Source organism: Sneathiella chinensis (assembly GCF_012720115.1).
GTDB classification, from domain to species: Bacteria; Pseudomonadota; Alphaproteobacteria; order Sneathiellales; family Sneathiellaceae; genus Sneathiella; species Sneathiella chinensis.
The window spans coordinates 352582-372962 of record NZ_VNWN01000004.1 but is presented as its reverse complement, the minus strand read 5'-3'; the positions used below and the strand labels follow the sequence as shown (position 1 = coordinate 372962).

General features: G+C 56.6%; 16 protein-coding genes. 4 read left to right on the top strand and 12 right to left on the bottom strand.

The features are described 5' to 3' along the window. The first annotated feature begins 88 nt into the window (after positions 1–88). A complete protein-coding gene (locus FQB27_RS08340; RefSeq protein WP_169560448.1) occupies positions 89–868 on the top strand; it encodes a type 2 periplasmic-binding domain-containing protein in 780 nt (259 codons plus the stop codon). Between the two features lie 103 nt (positions 869–971). Next, the gene (locus FQB27_RS08335; RefSeq protein ID WP_169560447.1) at positions 972–2195 is read left to right on the top strand and encodes an ATP-grasp domain-containing protein; all 1224 of its coding nucleotides are present in this window, start codon (positions 972–974) and stop codon (positions 2193–2195) included. Positions 2196–2308: 113 nt separating this feature from the next. Here FQB27_RS08335 and FQB27_RS08330 read toward each other — a convergent pair whose 3' ends face one another. From FQB27_RS08330 to FQB27_RS08295, 8 genes are all read right to left on the bottom strand, one after another. After that, a complete protein-coding gene (locus FQB27_RS08330) occupies positions 2309–4606 on the bottom strand; it encodes a methyl-accepting chemotaxis protein (protein ID WP_169560446.1) in 2298 nt (765 codons plus the stop codon). 199 nt (positions 4607–4805) lie between these two features. Further along, positions 4806–5999, bottom strand: coding sequence for an ABC transporter substrate-binding protein (locus tag FQB27_RS08325; RefSeq protein WP_169560445.1), 1194 nt, complete (start codon positions 5997–5999; stop codon positions 4806–4808). A gap of 226 nt (positions 6000–6225) precedes the next feature. Beyond that, positions 6226–7416 carry an ABC transporter substrate-binding protein gene (locus FQB27_RS08320; protein WP_169560444.1) on the bottom strand — a complete coding sequence of 397 codons (1191 nt, stop codon included), beginning with the start codon at positions 7414–7416 and terminating at the stop codon, positions 6226–6228. A gap of 98 nt (positions 7417–7514) precedes the next feature. Beyond that, positions 7515–9332, bottom strand: coding sequence for an AMP-dependent synthetase/ligase (locus FQB27_RS08315; RefSeq protein ID WP_169560908.1), 1818 nt, complete (start codon positions 9330–9332; stop codon positions 7515–7517). A 37-nt stretch (positions 9333–9369) separates the two neighbouring features. Beyond that, the gene (locus tag FQB27_RS08310; RefSeq protein WP_169560443.1) at positions 9370–10143 is read right to left on the bottom strand and encodes an ABC transporter ATP-binding protein; all 774 of its coding nucleotides are present in this window, start codon (positions 10141–10143) and stop codon (positions 9370–9372) included. A gap of 1 nt (position 10144) precedes the next feature. Then, on the bottom strand, positions 10145–10903 hold the full coding sequence (locus FQB27_RS08305; protein WP_169560442.1) for an ABC transporter ATP-binding protein: 759 nt from the start codon (positions 10901–10903) through the stop codon (positions 10145–10147). Further along, positions 10900–12006: a branched-chain amino acid ABC transporter permease gene (locus FQB27_RS08300; protein WP_169560441.1), complete on the bottom strand. Its 1107-nt coding sequence runs from the start codon at positions 12004–12006 to the stop codon at positions 10900–10902. Before FQB27_RS08300 ends, FQB27_RS08305 begins: the two co-directional genes overlap by 4 nt. A gap of 2 nt (positions 12007–12008) precedes the next feature. After that, the gene (locus FQB27_RS08295; RefSeq protein ID WP_169560907.1) at positions 12009–12902 is read right to left on the bottom strand and encodes an ABC transporter permease subunit; all 894 of its coding nucleotides are present in this window, start codon (positions 12900–12902) and stop codon (positions 12009–12011) included. Between the two features lie 535 nt (positions 12903–13437). Here FQB27_RS08295 and FQB27_RS08290 point away from each other — a divergent pair. Continuing rightward, positions 13438–14334, top strand: a complete 897-nt coding sequence (locus FQB27_RS08290) for an MBL fold metallo-hydrolase (RefSeq protein WP_169560440.1) — start codon at positions 13438–13440, stop codon at positions 14332–14334. Positions 14335–14447: 113 nt separating this feature from the next. On the opposite strand, the gene FQB27_RS08285 is transcribed toward FQB27_RS08290, so the two are convergent. From FQB27_RS08285 to FQB27_RS08275, 3 genes are all read right to left on the bottom strand, one after another. Continuing rightward, a complete protein-coding gene (locus tag FQB27_RS08285; protein ID WP_169560439.1) occupies positions 14448–14933 on the bottom strand; it encodes a YajQ family cyclic di-GMP-binding protein in 486 nt (161 codons plus the stop codon). 10 nt (positions 14934–14943) lie between these two features. Next, positions 14944–16533 (bottom strand): peptide chain release factor 3, encoded by a 1590-nt coding sequence (locus tag FQB27_RS08280; protein WP_169560438.1) that lies wholly within the window; start codon positions 16531–16533, stop codon positions 14944–14946. Positions 16534–16691: 158 nt separating this feature from the next. Beyond that, complete coding sequence (locus tag FQB27_RS08275; RefSeq protein ID WP_169560437.1) at positions 16692–17702, bottom strand: NADP-dependent oxidoreductase; 1011 nt, start codon at positions 17700–17702, stop codon at positions 16692–16694. A gap of 274 nt (positions 17703–17976) precedes the next feature. On the opposite strand from FQB27_RS08275, the gene FQB27_RS08270 reads away from it, so the two are divergent. Next, positions 17977–18414 (top strand): Hsp20/alpha crystallin family protein, encoded by a 438-nt coding sequence (locus tag FQB27_RS08270; RefSeq protein ID WP_169560436.1) that lies wholly within the window; start codon positions 17977–17979, stop codon positions 18412–18414. 170 nt (positions 18415–18584) lie between these two features. On the opposite strand, the gene FQB27_RS08265 is transcribed toward FQB27_RS08270, so the two are convergent. Continuing rightward, positions 18585–20213, bottom strand: a complete 1629-nt coding sequence (locus FQB27_RS08265; RefSeq protein WP_169560435.1) for a 3-(methylthio)propionyl-CoA ligase — start codon at positions 20211–20213, stop codon at positions 18585–18587. Positions 20214–20381: the final 168 nt, after the last annotated feature.

The window sequence follows — 20381 nt, the reverse complement described above, 5'->3', positions numbered from 1 at the left end:
GCTGCCTGCCGCTTCCTGCTTTCCCTTGATACCCCCTGTTGATACACTATCCTGACAGGTCTGTTGTCTTGAAAGGAGCGTCGCCGACATGATCCGGGTTGTTTCTGGCATCTTCTTTCTGCTTCTTGCAGGGCTGGGACCGATGATCACACTCCCTGCAGCCCATGCTGAAAACCTGCCCGGCGAACCGGTCACCATTCGCTTTCTGACCTATCACAATTCACCGCCCTTCATCATCAACGAAGCCTCGCGATTGGGCATGACCTTCACCCTTGCCGACACGCTGTCGGCCCGATCCAATGGGCAGTATTATTTCAAGGTTGAAATCCTGCCGCGAAAAAGGCTGGACCTTGTCCTGAAAGACGGGTGCCTGTGCGTGGTTCCGTGGGTCAACCCGGAATGGTTCAACGAGCCGAATGCGCCCCCTTATCCGTTCACGGACGGATACCAGCGGGACAGCAACGCCGTGATTTCCCGCATTTCGCAAAAGGTGGAGTATAAATCCCCCTTCTCCCTGTACGGGTTATCGGTTGCCGGATTGCAGGGGACCCAGTGGGGTCTGGTGGATACTCTGGTTGCGCGCGGTCTGATCATCAAGGAAGAGGTCCCCCGGTTCTTTCTCGCCTTGAAAATGGTCGTCGCCGGGCGGGCGGATGCCGCCATCCTTCCCACCAGTATCGCCGCCTACCTGATTGAACGGCACAAACTGGCGTCCGAACTTTATATTTCTTCGCGCCCCCATTCGGTTTTTGCGCGCCATTTTCTGGTCTCCCAGCCACCGGGACAGCCGAACCTGCCCCTCTATCAGTTCCTTCAGGCACAGGTTCCGTCCCTGCTTGCAAATCCCCCGTGGGATGTCCCCCTCTAACAGCCCCTTCCCCTGCCCCGCGAAAAAAACTTTCCCCTGTTCTAATTTATATTTTTATTTATAACGAATACCGCGACAAATTGGGCCGAAGGGGGAGAACGGCTTGGGAAAAATTCTTTTTGCGGATATGCACAACAACAGCAGTCTGGCCTTGATGCCCTCGCTTTTTCGCGAAGCGGGCTCCGCCTGCTTTGGGCTGAGTTTTCCGCACAGTCTGCTGGCACACTCAACCCTTCTTGACCGCCATTTCACCTTTCCGCCGGGTGCGCGAACCGGCACAATGCGCGGAATGGTCCGGGGTCTTCTGGACGCCTTGAAAGGGGGGGAGCCGGACTTTCTTCTTACCAATGACGAACTTTTCATCCGCAACCTTCTGGCCGCCCGTCGCCACTTGCGCCTGCAGAAAGATCGCCTGCCTCCCGACGGGGCGCGTCTTCTCGCCCTGCTGGAAACCAGCCTTGTTACCAATGACGACTTTTTCACCCGTCCGGGCAGTCAGGATGCCGCCCGGACCGCCGGTTTTCCCGTCCTGGACAGTTTCACCGCCGACAGTTGGCAGGCCATCAAGGCACAGGCCCCGCATTTCGGCTATCCCTTTTACCTGAAACTCAGCTTTGAAAGCGGCGGACAGGGCGTTTTTTGGCTCACCGGCCCGGAAGACCTTTCCGCCGTCATGGGAAAATGCGATCAGGCCAACATTCACCCGGCCCCCGACGCGCCAGCCCTTGCCCAGAAAGCCGCACCGGGGCAGGAGGTCTCCATCAGTTTTTCCGCATGGCGCGGCACCCTGCTGGGATATGAGGTTTATATCCCGCTCAAAAAAGCGTGGAAAAACGGCCCCACTTCGGTCCTGAAAACAACCTTTCGGCCCCATTGGGCGGAACCGCTTCGCGCTCTTGTCTCCAGGCTTGATTATACCGGCTTTGGTGGTCTCGATGTCATGGAAACCTCATCATCCCCCAGCAGCCTCCCCACGGTGATTGAGGTAAACCTCCGGCCCACCCACTCCCTGCAAATGGGCCGCCAGACCGGATCGCCCCTGATCCCGCGTTTCGCCGCCTCCCTTCGGCAAGGCTCCCCGGCTGTTGATGAAGGTCCCCTTCACACTCAAAACCATGCGACGCTCACGGTTTTTCCCTCGGAACTCCAACGGGACAGGCACAGCCAGTATCTCTATACCTGCCCCGGAAATGTGCCCTGGGATGATCCCGGTCTGCTACGGGCGGTCATGAACCAATTCATCGCCCCCAAACGCCAGCGGCGGACAGCGCCGCCCCGCAGCCCCTCTGCCAACACGGAACCGGCCCGGCAGGAAAGCATCGAATAGACAGCCCGAACTGGAAAGGCGGGACAGGAAAGGCAGGACAGGGCAAATCCTGAAACGAAAAAGGGCCGCTCCCTGTCGGCAGCGGCCCCGTTTGAGCGATAAAACCGTCTCGGTTATCCGCGAATGGTCATCAGGAAACGCTGGACCTCCTGATCCAGACTTCCCACTTCCCGCGAAAGATCGGTGGCCACATTCTGTACCTCCGATGCGGATTGGCCGGTTGTCGCTGCCGCCTCGCTTACCGTGGCGATATTCTCGGAAACCGACTGGGTTCCCTGCGCGGCCATCTGGACACTGCGACTGATTTCACTGGTCGCCGCTCCCTGCTCTTCCACCGCCGAGGCAATCCCCGTGGCAATCTCGTTGATCCGTCCGATGGTGCTGCTGATACTGCCAATGGCGCCCACGGCACTGGTTGTCTCTTCCTGCACCGACCGGATCTGGTTGGAAATTTCCTCGGTGGCACGGGCCGTCTGGGTGGCAAGGTTCTTCACCTCACTGGCGACCACCGCAAAGCCTTTCCCGGCCTCACCGGCGCGGGCGGCCTCGATGGTGGCGTTCAGTGCCAACAAGTTGGTTTGCCCCGCAATATCATTGATCAGGCTGACCACATCACCGATTTTCGCGGCGGCTTCGTTCAGGCTGACCACCATGCCATTTGTCCGCTCCGCTTCCGAAACGGCCTGACCGGCAATTTCGGCGGCGGTGCCGACCTGACGGCTGATTTCCTGAATGGAAGACGACAGTTCCTCTGCGGCTGATGATACAGAATTCACGCTGGCACTGGCCTCCTGCGAGGCATTGGCCACCGTTTCCGACCGGCTTGAGGTTTCGCGGGCGGTTTCCGCCATGCTTTGCGAGGTGGCGGTCATCTGTTCCGTTGCAGCGGCGAAACTTTCCACCAGATTTTTCACACTGCCCTCGAAATCATCGGCCAGACGGTTCATTTCATCCCGTTTCTGTACCTCTGCTTCCGCAGCAAGGCGTTCCTTCTCTTCCTGCGCACGTCGTTCGTTTTCCTGTGCCTCTGCTTCGGCGCGGGCCTTGTCTTCCTCTCTGCGCTTGCGTTCCATCTCCGCTTCGGCGCGGGCAACCTCTGCCTCCTTGGCATTGTCACGGAACCCGATCAGGGCCGTTGCCATTTCCGTGATTTCATCGGACCCCTTGACCAAGACATCGGTTTCCAGATTTCCGCCCGCGATGGACCGCATATCCTCGACGAACCGGTTAAGGCGTCTCATCAGGTTGCGTCCCACATACAGCCACGCAATCAACAGCGCCATCAGGACACTGGAACTGGCAATGACGATCTGCACCATGGTTGCCTGTTCAATATCCCCATTGGTCTTGGCGACCACGGTACGGGACTGTTCTTCAGTGGCATCAATAAACCGGGCCACCACATTTTCCAGTGCGACCGCAATGATGGTCGCCTCGTTGGCGGCTGTATCAATGCCGGTTTCCGCCGCCAAAATCTTTTTCCGCAGGGTAAAGATATTGTTCTGCTTGTCGCCGACCGCATACAGGCGGTTGGCCGCCTCCTCGATCTTGGGCTTTTCATTGAAATCCCGCAGCAGGGCAACAAGCTGGATTTTAGTACCGATCAGTTCAAATTCGGAATAGCGGGCATCCACATCCTTGAAACTTTCCTGTGTCGGCGTCCGGTACAGCGACCCGACCAGTGCGTTCACATCCCCCTTGAATTCCATCAGTTCCTGCATGAAGCGGAACTCCTCGGACACCAGCTTCTGCACGCCCTTGCGCAGTTTGGAAATATCGCTTTCCACATTCATGAGCTGGGAGGTAACGTTGAATTTCGAGTTCTGGTTCTTGATGGCCGGGTCAATCAGGTCCTGCAGTTCCCGGTCCAGACTTGCGACCTCCTCCATCTCGGCGGCCATCAGGGCGCTGACGTCATTCCGGGTTTTGACATTTTCCGCCAGCTTGTCCAGCGTGGCGCCCAGCATCTGCACATTGGCCAGCGCCAGTTGCAGGGATTCGGCATTTTCACTTTCCGCTTGTGCGCCTTCCACCATGGCCTTCAGGCTGTCCAGATCGGTTTTTGCACTGTTAAGGCGGCGGTCCAGATCAGCCTGATCACGGGCGGCTGCAATATGCGGGCCGGACTGGGCCACTTCCCGGGCCTTGGCCGACAATTCCTGCGCCAGCGTAAAGGCCGAGAAACTGTCCTCGGTCACACTGTTCATGGATCTTCCAAGCTTCACAAATTCCAGCACACCGATGGACCCGCTGATCAGCGTCAACAGGGCCACAACCCCAAACGCCGTATACAGACGGGACCGGATGCCCATCTTTGCGATCATTCCGGAAATCAGGGGAATTCGAAGCGTCCTGCCGCTCTTTCCCGCGGCGCCCTTACCGGAAGAAACCTTATCTTTCTTTTTGAACATTACCCTACCCTGCACTACTTATAGATGTTTTATTTCCTACCCAATCAAACAAAGTGCCGGGAAATTCTTACCAAAGGGTTCACAAATTTAAAAAAGATTCATAAAGAAAGCCCAGCCGTGACAGCCGGGCTTTCCGTGTTCACACCCCTTGAAGTATTGTTTGACCTAAAACTGTTTCAAAGGAGTGGGGCTGGATCGATCAATAACTGATATTGGAAATCTTGATCCATTTATCGCCCTGCACCTTGAACAGGCTGGCGCTGTTGCGGGCATCGGGCCCCAGATGGTCATCCTTCGAGAAACTGACCTCTGTGCCGCCAAACATGGACCCGCGATCCTTGATCTGCTCCAGTGCGGCGCCGACCTTGAAAGGGTCCAGATCCTTGCCTGCATTTCTCAGGGCAATGGCAAAGGTATGGATCAGTTCATATCCGGCAACGGATTGAAGAACCGCATCCCGATCAAACCGGGCCTTGTACTTGTCCATCCATGCCTTCACTTCCGGGGTGGCGTCCTCATAATAGGGAATCGGGGTCTGCCCGGCGCCGTAAAGACCCTCGGTCAGGCCTTTGGCCAGTGTGATATTCTCCGGCACGTAACCTGCGGAACTGACAAGGAACTTGGCGTCATAACCAATCTTGCGGGCCGTCGCCACGCTGCCGATGGTTTCCCCGATGATGGTCCCAAGGCAGACAAGATCGACCCCGGCTGCACTCAGTTGGGCAATCTGACTGGAAAAGTCCTTGGCGCCCCGCTTGAAGTTGGTGGTCACCACTTCGGGCAGGCCCATTTCCGCCGCCTGCTCCACGCAGCCGTCCAGCACGTTCTTGCCGAAATCGTCATCCTGATACAAAACACCGACCTTCTTCACGCCTTCATTTTCCACCAGATATTTCACGGCGGCCCGCATCTGGTCCGTATAGGGGGTGAAATAGGCGAATTTCAGGGGATGCAGGGGTTCATACATTTCCCGCGCCGCGGTCAGCGGAAAGATGTTCATCACATCCATTTTCAGCGCCCGCGGCATCACCACCATGTTGGGCGGGGTGCCAAGGGGACCGACCATGGCGAACACCTTGTCTTTTTTCAGCAGCTTGTCGGCGGCCTGTGCAGCCTTGTTCTGCTGATAGGCCGTATCCTCGACAATCAACGTAATCTGGCGGCCGTTGATGCCGCCGGCCTCGTTGATTTCCTCGATCGCCATGCGCATCCCGTTGGTCACCGGCACGCCCCAAAGGGCCACCGGACCAGACAGGGGCTGGTGGGTGCCGAGAATGATTTCGGTATCTGTAATGCCCTGACCTGCGGCCTTTGCCCCTGTCGTCGCCCCCGACGCCAGCAGCAATGCAGAAATCGCGGCAACTCCCAACTTACCAAATTTCCTGCGTATCATATTCTACCTCCCATTATATTAGATATAATCTAAAACGGTACTCCCTTAACTAAACACTCTATCATATTTGAAAAATATTAAATAAAAAACAGGCCTTTATAAGGCGGGAAAAACAACTTTTTTATTCCCCTTCCCCCTGCGCGCACCAAAAGCGGACCGGGCCGCACGCAAAAAAATACCCGGCCTGCGAGGCCGGGTATCTCTTTTCCATCAGTGGGAAGGGGGATCAGTATTTCAGATCCTTTACATAAACCCACTTGTCACCCTGAACCTGGAACAGTTTTGCACTGCTCCGGGCATCCGGACCCAGATGGTCATCTTCACTGAAGCTGACCGGGGCACCGCCAAAGTTGGACGGGTGATCCTTGATGCTTTCCAGCGCAATGGCCACCTTCTCGGCGGTCACATCCTTACCGGCCAGTTCAACCGCTTTCAGGAACACTTCCATTGCCTCATATCCGGCGATGGACTGCAGAACCGCATCCTTTTCAAAGCGGGCCTTGTATTTGTCCATCCATGCCTTCACTTCCGGGGTGGCATCATCATAGTAGGGGATCGGTGTCTGGCTGGCGCCATACATGCCTTCGGTCAGGCCTTTTGCCAGCGTTACGTTTTCCGGTACATACCCGGCAGAGCTGACCAGGAATTTCGGGTTGTAGCCGATCTTGCGGGCTGTTGCGACCGCACCGATGGTCTCGCCGATGATGCTGCCAAGACAGACCAGTTCCGCCCCTTCGGAGCGCAATTTCGCCACCTGGGACGAGAAGTCCTTGGCACCACGCTTGAAGTTCACGGTCACCACATCCGTGATGCCATGTTCCTTGGCCTGATCAACACAGCCCTCCAGAACGTTCTTGCCGAAGTCGTCATCCTGATAGAGAACGCCGATTTTCTTGATCCCCTCGTTGTCCACGAAGTGGCTGATGGCCGCCCGCATCTGGTCGTAATATGGGGTGAAAAGGGAGAATTTCAGTCGGTGATACGGCTCGTACATTTCCTTGGCCGCAGTCACCGGGAAGATGTTCATGACGTTCATCTTCAGGGCCCGCGACATGGTCACCATGTTCATGGGGGTGCCCAGCGCGCCGATCAGGGCGAACACCTTGTCCCGGCGCAACAGTTTGTCACCGGCCTGCGCCGCCTTGTTCTGCTGATAGGCGTTATCCTCGACGATCAGTTCGATCTTGCGGCCATTGATGCCGCCTGCCTCGTTCACTTCCTCGATCTTCATGCGCATGCCGTTGGAGGACGGAATCCCCCACAGCGCGACCGAGCCGGACAGCGGAGTATGTGTCCCGAGAACGATCTTGTCATCATGGACCCCCTGATCGGCCCGTGCGGCGGTCGTTCCAAGCGTGGCAGCCGCCAGTGCTGCGCCCGCTACCAGACCCATGGTAAACTGTCTTCTTTTTATCATTGCATCACTCCTGTTTAAGCAAATTACCGGTACCGGTACTCTTTTTCCCTGAACCTTCTTTTTGGTCGTGTTCATTCCTCTCGATACCCGCCCCTTACTCAGTACATGGTATCGATCAATTCCTTGTATTTCTTGTTCACAAAGGACCGCTTCAGCTTCATGGTTGGCGTCAGTTCGTCGTCTTCCGCCGTCAGGATTTCGTCGATCAGGCGGAACTGCTTGATGGTTTCCACCTGTGCGAAATTCTTGTTCACCTTCTCCACTTCCTCCCAGATCAGGTCCTGCACCTCCTGCGCCCGGCACAGGCTCTGGAAGTTGGTGAAGGGGACATCCCGGTCCTGGGCGAATTTCTCCACATTCTCATGATCGATCATGATCAGGCAGGTCAGGTATTTCCGCTTGTCCCCGATTACCACCGCATCGGACACATAGGGGCTGAACTTGAGCTGGTTCTCGATCTCGGACGGGGTGATATTCTTACCGCCCGCCGTGATGATGATATCCTTCATCCGGTCGGTGATCTTCACATAGCCTTCATTGTCCACATAGCCCACATCGCCCGTGTGCAGCCAGCCATCCACAACGGTTTCCGCCGTCTTTTCAGGCTGGTTCAGATAGCCGAGAAACACATGCGGACCGCGCAGCAGGATTTCACCCGCATCGGAAATGCTGACCTCCGTATTGGGGGCCACGGTCCCGACCGTTCCCAGCTTGAACTTGCCGGGCAGGTTGGTGGTCGCCAGTCCCACATTCTCGGTCTGGCCGTAAACCTCATACATGTTGAGGCCAAGCGCCAGATACCACTTGATCAGGTCCGGCGAGATCGGTGCCGCGCCGGAACCCAGATAATGGGCCCGGTCCAACCCCAGTAGCCGCTTGATATTCCGCAGCACCAGCGCATCGGCCAGCCAGAACCGCGCCTTGAGAAGGGCGGACGGCTCTTTTTCAGCCAACCGGCATTCCGCCACCTCATAGCCGGTCTTGATCGCCAGCTTGTAGGCCAGCTTCTGAAGGCCCGTCGCATCGCTCAGTTGCAGCATGATCGAGGAATAGAATTTCTCCCAGATCCGCGGCACGGCGAAGAAAATGGTCGGCGAGACTTCGCGGATATTCTCGGGAACCGTATCCAGCCCCTCCACATAGTTGACGACGGAGCCCGCAAACAGCGGCAGGAACACGGTGAAGGAGCGTTCCGCGATATGACAGAGCGGCAGGAAGGACAATTGTTCATCGTCCGGGCCGAACCCCACAATCGGTGTCAGGTTGGAAATCTGGAACATCAGGTTGCGATGAGAAATCATCGCCCCCTTGGGCGGTCCGGTGGTGCCCGATGTATAGATCAGGATGGCCAGATCATCCGGCCGGGACTGGGCAATCGCATCTTCCCAGAAAGACGGATTTTCCCGGTGGAATGCCTCCCCTGCACCATAGAGGTCGTCGATACTGATGACCATGTCATCTTCCAGATCGCGCAGCCCCTCCATATCCAGGACAATGATCTTCTTGAGGGTCGGCACCCGGTCCCGCACCTCAAGGATCTTGTCCAGTTGTTCCTCGTTCTCGGCCACGAAAAGAACGGTTTTCGAGTCGTTGCAGAGATATTCGACCTGTTTGGCACTGTCGGTGGTATAGACGCCATTGCTGACCCCGCCCACCCCCAGGATGCCCATGTCGCAGAACAGCCATTCCGGGTTATTGTCACTGAGAATGGAGACGGTTTCGCCCCGTTTCAGCCCCAGCGACACCATCCCGAGCCCGGCAGCCCGCGCCCGGTCGCCATATTCCCGCCAGGTGATCGAGGACCAGATGCCCAGTTCCTTTTCGCGCATGGCGATCTTGTCGCCCAGTTCCTGAACCCGTTGCCAGAACAGTTTCGCCGTGGTGTCCGACCCGTCAATGATCGTCGGCGGATACATGATTGCATTCATTTGTTTGCTCCCGATATTCAAGCGATCAGCGCCAGGTCTTCCGCTTTTTCCAGCGACGTTTTCCCCGGACCCCATGATCCTGCATACCCAGATAGAATTCCTTGATATCGTCCTTTTCCAGCAGGTTCGCCGTGGTATCCTCCATGACGATCCGGCCCACCTCCAGCACATAGCCGAAATCGGCTGTATGCAGGGCGATATTGGCGTTCTGCTCGACCAGCAGCATGGTCATCCCCTGCTCCACATTCAGGCGCTTGATGATGGCAAAGATTTCCTTCACCAACCGGGGGCTGAGGCCAAGGCTCGGCTCGTCCAGCAGCATCACCTTGGGCCGCGCCATGAGCGCCCGGCTGATGGCCAGCATCTGCTGCTCGCCGCCGGAAAGCTGGCCGGCAGGCTGGTCGGACCGCTCTTTCAGGATGGGGAAATAGGAATTCACCAACTCCACATCGCGGGCGATCTCGTCCCGGTCCTTGCGGGTATAGGCCCCCATCATCAGGTTGTCGTAAACACTGAGGAAGGGAAAAACCTCGCGGCCTTCCGGCACATGGCTGAGACCCTGACGCATGACCCAGTCCGGGTCCTGCTTCTGGATTTCCTGACCATCGAAAATCACGCTGCCCTTCTGGGGGTCCATGACGCCGCTGATGGTTTTCAGGATCGTGGTCTTGCCCGCGCCATTGGCCCCCAGCACCGTCACGATACTGCCTTCCTGCACATCCAGCGACACCCCCCGGATTGCCACGATGGGCCCGTAATAGGTTTCGATATTTCGAACTTTCAAGATTGCATCGCTCATGTCAGCCCCCCAGATACGCCTTGATCACTTCCGGATCGTTCTGCACTTCCTGCGGGGTGCCATAGGACAGCATCCGCCCGTAATTGAGCACCAGTACCCGGTCGGACACCTCGGACACCAGTCCCATATCGTGCTCCACCATCAGCACCGTAATGCCCAGATCCTTCTTGATATCCTCAATCCAGAAGGACATGTCCTGCGTTTCCTCCACATTGAGGCCGGAAGACGGCTCATCCAGCAGGATCAGCTTGGGTTCCGTACACAGGGCCCGGCCCAGTTCGACCACCTTCCGCACCCCGTAGGGCAGGTTCATGATCATGCTGTCCCGGTAATGCTGCAGGTCGAGGAAGTCGATCACCTCCTCCACCTTCTCGCGGTGCGCCAGTTCCGCCTTGCGAACGGACGGCAGGAACAAGGCCTCGGACCACAGGCTGGTGGTCTTGTGACAATGCCGCCCCACCAGCAGGTTCTGGAGCACACTGGCATGTTCGAAAAGCTCGATATTCTGGAAGGTTCGTGCAATCCCGCGACCCGCAATCTCGTGCGGCGGGACGGTGGTGATATCCTCCCCGCAGAACATCATCCGCCCTTCAGTGGAATCATAAATCCGGCTGATCAGGTTGAAGATGGTGGTCTTGCCGGCCCCGTTGGGGCCGATAATGGTAAAGCATTCGCCTTCCTGAATATCGAAGGTCACGCCATCAACGGCCTTCACACCGCCAAAGTTGATGGCCAGGTTTTCAGCAGCAAACAGGGTCATCTCAATCTCTCCGACTTCATGTAGGATTTCTGGCGTTTAAAGGTGGCTTTCTTGTAAAGCGGGAACATCTGGAAATAGAGTTTCACTTTCAGCCAGCGGCCATAAATACCGAGCGGTTCAAAGATGATGAAGAAGACAAGGATCATGCCGAAAATCAGCGGCTCCAACCCCGGTTGCTCGGCGATATAGAGCGGCAGATAATCCTTCATGATCGCCAGTGCCTGCGGCAAGGCCAGAACAAACATGGCCCCGAAGATGGCCCCGTGCAGAGAGCCAAGCCCACCGACAATCACCAGGACCAGCAGTTCAAGCGACTGCAGAACGGTGAAACTTTCCGGCGACAGGAAGCCCAGCTTGTGGGCAAACAGGGCACCGGCCAGACCGGTGATCCCGGCGCTGATGCCAAAGGCGGTGGTTTTGACCTTGGCCAGATTGACCCCCATGCTCTGGGCGGAAATTTCCGAATCCCGGACCGCCATCATGGCCCGCCCCGTCGGCGAACGCAGCAGGTTGAGCGAGAACAGGATCACCATGATCAACATACCGAGGCTGAGGAAGTAGAACGGCCTCCCGTCAGTCAGTTCCATGTCCCCGATATAGAGGGATTCCACCAACAGGCCCGTATAGCCGTTGGTCACGCTTTCCCAGCGCGAGAAGATTTCCTCAACCACAATGGCGAAGGCAAAGGTCGCCATGGCCAGATAGATCCCCATCAGGCGCAGCGCCGGAACCCCGATAATCACCCCGGCAATGGCCGCGAAAATAGCCGCAAGCGGGAAGGACAGCACAAAGGGGAACACCACAGGCTCGCTCATGAACGGCAGGGTCACCCCTGCGGTCAGCACAGCCTCTGTGTAGGCGCCGATCCCGAAAAAGGCCGCATGGCCAAGGCTGACAAGCCCCGTATAGCCGGACAGCAGCATCAACCCCACCCCGGCAATGGCCATGATATAGAGTTGGGTCAACTGCCCCACATAATAGGAGTCGAGAACAAAGGGAACCGCCGTGATCAACACAAGAAGGGCCCCATAAGACCAGTAATAGCCGGAATGCTTGGCGAGCCGGATGTCCTGGTCATAATCCGTCTTAAACAGAAACCGCATGATTACACCCTCTTACCCGTCTTCTCACCAAACAGACCCTGCGGCCGGACAACCAGCACAAGCAACAGCACCAGATAGGCAGCCACATTCTTGAAGCCCGGCGGCAGATAGAAGCCCGCCAGTGTCTCGATGATGCCAATGATGACACCGCCGACAACCGCCCCCGGAATGGACCCGAATCCCCCCAGAACCGCGGCCGGGAAGGCCTTCAGTCCGATGAAGCCCATATTGGTGTCAATCAGGGTGGTCGGGGCCAGCAGAATGCCCGCCGCGGCGGCCACCGCCGCACTGATCCCCCAGATCATGGAGAACACGGCCTTGACCGGAATACCCATATAATAGGATGCCAGCTGGTTCTGCGAGGACGCCTGCATGGCAACCCCGAGCCGGGTATATTTGAAGAACGCAAACAGCCCGGCGCAGAACAGCAGGGTCGCCACAATCACCGACAGGTCCGTCTGCGACACGACCAGTTGCCCCATGCTTTCCGGGATCAGGCGCATGCCCTGACTGGAAAACGGTGTGGAAATCGCATAGGTCTCATTGCCCCATCCCGGCATCATGCCCGCCGCGCTGCGGGCGATGTAGCCAACACCAATGGTGATCATGATGATGGAGAATTGTGGCTGTCCCAGAACCGGCCGCAGGATCGCCCGGTCCATAAGATTGCCGATGACAAACATACAGACGATGGCCGCCAGCGCGCCCAACCAGTAATTCCATCCAAGAATGGTAATGAATGTAAATGCAAGAAAAGCCCCGAGCATCATCAGATCACCCTGGGCAAAGTTCACGACTTCCGTCGCTTTGTAGATCAATACGAAGCCAAGCGCGACCAGAGCGTAAATGCATCCGATCGAAACGCCGCCTATGACCAACTGCAAAAACTCAAACAGAACGGCCTCCCAATAATTGTCCGATGGTTCTTGTTTATTCTTCTTGCCACATTGGATTTCGGACATATGTGGCAATGCGAAAGTATAGGCAGCCTTTACTTGCACAGTCAACAAAATCGAATGTGTATTTTCGAACAGAATAATTTCGCAGTCGCGGAATAAAAGTACTAATATAGACTATATTCAAAACGTAAATGTATAAATCAATTCATTCATCTGTTTTTAAATATTATTTTAAATATTTATTTTATTTATTCAGGCAAAAAATTTTCGTAAAAAATTTATACTTCATACAATTGGCGTTTTAAATCAATTGACTTATTTTATTTACTGGCCGATTTCTTTAACAAAATCTCATTCAACCGGAAATAAAATTACGTTAACATAAATTATTAGCACGAATATTACAAAACTTTCACTCGCGCGCGGACTTTTCGGCCCTTTCCGCCCCTGGGAAGGCCTTGATCGAGTTTCTTGTTGCAGCGCAGCGCTTTTGCGCTAGGATTCAGGAAAAAACAACAGGAAGTGAAACGCCATGTCAGTCTCCATTCCCTTTTCCAAAGAGCTGGAATTCGAATACGGTACGACCAGCACCCTCAGCCCCCTGATCCGGCGGGTTGTGGCGGAAAATCCCAGCGCCTTCACCCTTCACGGGACGGGAACCTATATCCTTGGCCGCGGCAATGTGGCGGTCATCGACCCCGGCCCGATTGATGCAGCCCATACAGAGGCGATCCTGCGGGCGACCGAAGGCGAGACCATCACCCACATCCTGATCACCCACACCCATAACGACCATTCACCGGGGGCCGCCCCACTGAAAGAGCGGACCGGCGCAAAGACCTATGGATATGGCCCCCATGGCAGCGGCAAGCCCGGCATGAAGGCAGAGGAAGGCGGCGACATGGCCTTTGTCCCCGACGTTGAAATCCGCGACCGTGACGTGATTGAGGGCGACGGATGGAGCGTTCGGGCCATTCATACCCCCGGTCACCTGTCAAACCACATCTGCTTTGAACTGATCGAGGAAAACACCCTGTTTTCCGGGGATCATGTCATGGGGTGGTCCACCTCCATCGTGTCGCCTCCTGACGGGGACATGAAGGATTATATTGCCAGCCTTGAAAAGCTGCTGGATTACCCGCACCGGAAATACTGGCCCACCCACGGCCCGGCCATCGAGGACCCCCACGCCTTTGTGCAGGGCCTGATTGCCCATCGTCATGACCGCATGAACCAGATCAGGACATGCCTGCAATCCGGTCCGATGGACATTCCGTCCATGGTTCGCAAGATGTATACGGATGTGCCGGAATACCTGCACCCGGCGGCGGCCCGGTCGGTCTATTCCCATATCATCATGATGGTGGAAAATGGCGAGGTATCCTGCGATGGCCAGATTGAGGTTCACGATACCTATTCTCTCGCCTGAGGATTTACCTGGCAGACGGGGGCTCTCACGTCCCCGCGCCTGAAAACAGGGGCGGCGCATCGGGGTTACAGCCCGGCGCCGCCTTTTTTTATGGGCTGGTCAGGCCCGCACCGTCAGTCCCGGAAGTTGACATACTGAAGCGGCATGTCGGTCTTCAGTTCCTTGCAGAAGGCAATCACCTCCTGAAGGTCATCCCGCTTTTTGCCGGTCACCCGCAACTCGTCGCCCTGAATGGCGACCTGAACCTTGATCTTGGACCCCTTGATGTCCTTGACCAGCTTCTTGGCCAGTTCCTTCTCGATCCCTTCCCGGACAACAACCTGCTGGCGGACACTCTGTCCGGCGGCCCGTTCCGGGTTCTTGTAATCCAGAACGCCTGCATCCACGCCCCGGCGGGTCAGGTGGCCCTGCAGAAGTTCATGCATCTGGCGCAGTTTCAGGTCATCATCGGCGAAAATGGTCAGCACATTGTCCGCCCGCTCGATGGAGCAGTTGCTGCCCTTGAAGTCATAGCGGGTTTCAACTTCCCGCCGCACATTGTTCAGGGCGTTTTCAACTTCGTTCAAGTCGGTTTTGGAAACGATATCAAATGATGGCATTACATCCTCCTCAGGCGAGTTGTTCTTTTGTCTTCAAAAATCGAATCGCAGGCCAATCCTTTTCAGCCCGCTCCAGATGCCACGAGTTTCGGGCAAGGAACACCGGGGAGTCATCATGATCCTCCGCCAGTGACGCCTGATTGGCATCCACGAATTTTTTCAGATCGTTATGATCGTCGGCCTCGACCCAGCGGGCCGTATACAGCTCTGTCTGTTCGAAATTCACCGGAATATCATATTCCGTCCGAATGCGATCGGCCAGCACCTCGAATTGCAGGGCCCCGACGACACCCACGACCCAGTCCGACCCCATGCGGGTCTTGAAGGTCCGGGCGGCGCCCTCCTCGGCGATCTGGATCAGGGCCCGGCCCAGATGCTTGGCCCGCATCGGATCGATGGGCCGCACCTTCTGAAGCAGTTCCGGCGCAAAGCTCGGGATACCGGTAAAGCGGATATCCTCACCTTCCGTCAGAGCATCCCCGATCCGCAGGTTGCCGTGGTTGGGGATACCGATGATATCGCCGGGCCATGCTTCCTCGGCCAGTTCCCGGTCCTGTGCCAGAAACAGCACCGGGTTATGCACATTGATAGTCTTGGCAGAGCGCACATGCTTCAGTTTTGCACCGCGTTTGAAATGGCCGGATACAAGACGCATGAAGGCAATACGGTCCCGGTGTTTGGGGTCCATATTGGCCTGGATCTTGAAAATGAAGCCGGCGACCTTGGTTTCGTTCGGCAGGATTTCCCGCGTTGCAGACGGGGCGGAGCGGGGCGGCGGTGCCATGGTGGTCAGCCCTTCCAGCAGGGTTTCCACGCCGAAATTGTTGACCGCACTACCGAAATAGACCGGCGTCATGGTGCCATCCAGAAACGCCTGAAGGTCAAAGGCCGGGCACAGTTCGCGGATCATCTCCACATCCTCGCGCAGCTTGGCCGCATAGCTTTCCGGCAGTAATTCGTCAATCTTCGGGTCTTCCACGCCCTGACAGACGATGCCTTCATCCAGATGGTTGTTCTTGTCCTTGCTGACCAGCACCAACTGGTCGCGGAACAGGTCATAGCACCCCAGGAAATTCCGCCCCATGCCGATGGGCCAGCTTGCCGGCACCACGTCCAGCGCCAGTGTCTGCTCGATATCGTCCAGCAGCTCGAACGGGTCCAGCGCCTCGCGGTCGAACTTGTTGATAAAGGTGGCGATGGGCATGTCGCGAAGGCGGCAGACCTCGAACAATTTGCGGGTCTGGGTCTCGATACCCTTGGCACCGTCCAGCACCATGACGGCGCTGTCCACGGCGGTCAGGGTGCGGTAGGTATCCTCACTGAAGTCCTCGTGGCCCGGGGTGTCCAGCAGGTTGAAGGTCCGGCCCTTGTAATCGAACGTCATGACCGAGGACGCCACGGAAATGCCCCGCTCCCGCTCCACTTTCATCCAGTCGGATCGGGCGCGCCGCTGTTCACCGCGGGTTTTCACCGCACCGGCAAGCTGGATGGCACCCCCGAACAGCAACAGCTTTTCAGTCAGCGTTGTCTTACCCGCGTCCGGGTGGGCGATAATGGCGAATGTGCGCCGGTTGGCGACACGGTCCTCTAACATACTCATGAAATGTCCTGATCCGGGCCTGAGATGAGGCCTGTACGGCTCTCGATAAAATAAGCCGGTGTGACATAGCACAGGAGGCACACCGGCTTAAAGAGATTTTCAGGTTTTCCTTATCAGACAGGCGGCGGAACCGCAGGCCGCCGCCTTTCCAATTCCGGTCAGTCTTCGGAAACTTTCAGGACCAGCTTGCCAAAATTCCCGCCGCTGAACAGTTTCAGGAAGGTGGCCGGGAAATTCTCGATGCCCGTATCCACATGCTCTTTCAGCTTCAGTTTGCCTTCCGCATACCATGTGGCAAGCTGACGGGTGCCTTCCTCATACTGGCGGACATAATCGAACACCACAAAGCCTTCCATGCGGGCATGCTGGACCAGCAGGTTCAGGTAATTCGCTGGCCCCTGCACCGGTGTGGTGTTGTTATACTGCGAAATGGCGCCGCAAATCACCACGCGGGCATGGCGGTTCAGGCGGGCCAGCGCGATATCAAGGATATCCCCGCCCACATTATCGAAATACACATCCACCCCGGATTTCAACGGCGCTTTCAGGTCCTGCGGGAAACTGTCCGCCTTGTAATCCACGCAGGCATCAAAGCCCAGTTCCTCGGTGACATAGCGGCACTTGTCCGCACCGCCGGCGATCCCCACCGCACGGGCCCCCTTGATCCGGGCGATCTGCCCGACCATGGACCCAACGGCCCCGGCCGCCCCGGAGACCAGAACCGTATCCCCTTCCTTGACCGCGCCCACATCGGTCAGCCCGAAATAGGCGGTCAGGCCCGGCATCCCCAGCCCGCCAAGATAGCTTTCCAGCGGTGCCAGTTTGGGGTCCACCTTGACCAGATCGCGGCCGTCAGACACGCCATATTGCTGCACCCCGTGATACCCGGTGACATGATCCCCCACCGCAAAGGCAGGATTTTTACTGGCGATCACCTCGCCGACGGTACCGGCGCGCATGACCTCGCCCAGCCCCACCGGCGGGATATAGGATTTGGCATCGTTCATCCAGCCTCGCATGGCCGGGTCCAGAGAGACATAGTGAACGCGCACCACCACCTCGCCCTCGGCGGCGGTGGGGATTTCTTCCGTGGTAAAGGACCAGTCGCTGTCTTTCGGGGTCCCGACGGGACGGGCCGCCAGACGATACTGCTTGTTCATGGGTGTCATTTTCCTATCCTTTATTTCCCTGATATGCCATCCAAGCCTGTTTGCGGACCGAGATCAAGAGCGATCGTTCTAAAACTATAAAAAAGCGCGTTTTTACCCCTTTTTTCCACGTTTTATTCCATTTTGTTCCGTTTGGGCCCGTTTGGGTCCGGTCTTTGCCTTTTTGTGAAAATTTGCCCCGGAACAGCCGAAACTTGACTCTTGTCAAGACATGAAAATTCGAACTTCCTAATATCCCAATCCTGAGCGGATATAAAATCCAGAGATGGAGGGAATGAAAATGGTCTCACCCACACCAGCACGTCGTCAGGCCGATTGGTGGACGGATGTATTCCAGCCCTTCCGGACTTTGGGGAGCCGGGTACAGGATTTCTTCTCCCCCGAAGCGGAAGCCGGTGCCACGGATACGGACTACGAAATCAAGATCGAACTTCCCGGCGTGAAAGAAGAGGATATTGACATCAGCCTCGACAACAGGCTGCTGACCATCAAGGGCGAAAAACATTCCGAGCGCGAAGAGAAGGACAAGGACAAGTCCTATTACTTTTCCGAACGGATGTACGGCTCGTTCCAGCGGTCCTTCCAACTTCCGGGGGATGTAAAACCGGCGGATATCAAGGCCAGCTTCAAGGATGGCGTTCTGGAAATCAAACTGCCAAAACTCCAGGAACTGCCGTCCAGCGCCAAGAAGATATCCATCGGCAAGAAATAACAGTTTTCTGAAGCGGGTGCGTTTAACATCGAACCAAGCCGCAACTGTCAGCCCCGCCCGTCAAACGGCGGGGCTTTTTTTTGGGCCCGCCCGCCGGGCACAGCCGGGGATAAAATAGAAAAGGCCGGAGACATGCCCGGCCTTTTCCGCGTTCAGAAACCAACGCCCGATCAGGCGGTTGGCAGCTTGTAATTCTGGTATTCATCACGAAGCTTGGTCTTGAGCAGCTTGCCGGTTGCGGTGTGCGGCAATTCATCGACAAACACCACATCATCGGGCAATTGCCACTTGGCCAGCGTTTTTTCCAGATGATGGATCACATCCTCGCGGGTGACCGAATGGCCCGGCTCCTTGACCGCGATGACCAGCGGGCGTTCGTCCCACTTCGGATGGGGAACGGCAATCACCGCCGCCTCGACAATGCCGGGGCAGCCAACCGCCTCGTTTTCCACATCGATGGAGGAAATCCATTCCCCGCCGGACTTGATCACATCCTTGGAACGATCGGTGATCTGCATATAGCCATCCGGATCAAGGGTCGCCACATCGCCGGTATCAAACCACATATCCTCGTCAATGACCTGACCGCCTTCACCCTTGAAATAGCCACTGGTGATCCACGGACCGCGCACCAGAAGACGGCCGAACGCCTTGCCATCCCGCGGCAGTTCCGTGCCTTCATCATCAACAATCTTGAGATCGACACCATAAACGGCCCGGCCCTGTTTCAGGCGGATATCGATTTTCTCGGCCTCGGACAGGTCCTGATGCTTCTTGAGCAGGTTGCCGGTGGTGCCAAGCGGGCTCATTTCCGTCATGCCCCATGCATGAACCACATTGACCCCGTAGTCATTCACAAAGGCTTCGATCATGGAACGCGGCGCAGCAGACCCCCCGATCACGGTGCGGGTCATGGTGGAGAATTTCAGGCCCTTTTCCTTCACATAGCCCAGCAGCATCAACCAGACGGTCGGCACACCGGCGGACAGGGTAACGCCTTCGGCCTCCATCAGTTCATAGATGGACTGCCCATCCATGGCCGCCCCCGGCATGACCATTTTCGCGCCGGACATGGCCGCCGCATAGGGGATCCCCCACGCGTTGGCATGGAACATGGGAACAACCGGCAGAATGCTGTCCTGATTGCAAACGCCAAGACCATCATTGGTACAAACGCAGAAACTGTGCAGGACGGTAGACCGGTTGGAATAGAGAACGCCCTTCGGGTTCCCTGTGGTGCCCGAGGTGTAGCACAGGCTGGAAGCGGTATTTTCATCAAAGTCCGGCCACGCATAATCGCCGTCTTCGGCCCCGATCAGGGTTTCATAGCAGATCAGGCGGTCCAGCTTGCTGTCCGGCATGTGGGCCTCGTCCGTCATGACGATGAAGCCTTTCACATTGGGCAGATGATCGGCCAGCGCCTCGACCAGCGGGACAAAGGTCAGGTCGACCAAAATATAGCTGTCTTCCGCATGGTTGACGATATAGGCGATCTGTTCCGGGAACAGGCGCGGGTTGATGGTATGACACACACAGCCCATCCCGGACACACCGAAATAGATTTCCACATGCCGATAGCCGTTCCAGGCCAGGGTGCCGATCCGCTCCCCCGGTTGGACACCAAGACGGCCCAGTGCCTGAGCCAGTTTCTTGGCCCGCTGATTCACCTCGCGATAGTTGGTGCGGTGAATAGGCCCCTCGACAGAACGAGACACAATCTCGACATCGCCGTGATAGAGAGACGCATATTCAATAAGTGAAGAGATCAGCAGAGGACGATCCTGAACAAGACCCAACATATTTTCTTCCCTGTTTTACATTAGACGTTTTTATTAAAGAATTCCCATTCCCTCGCAGGATACGAAAACTGCCCATTCCGGTAAAGCAATCTGTGGCAAATCCACCATTTTTTCGCCAACATATTGAAGACGTTACGTAAACTTTTCGCCCCGCGGGCAAATACAATC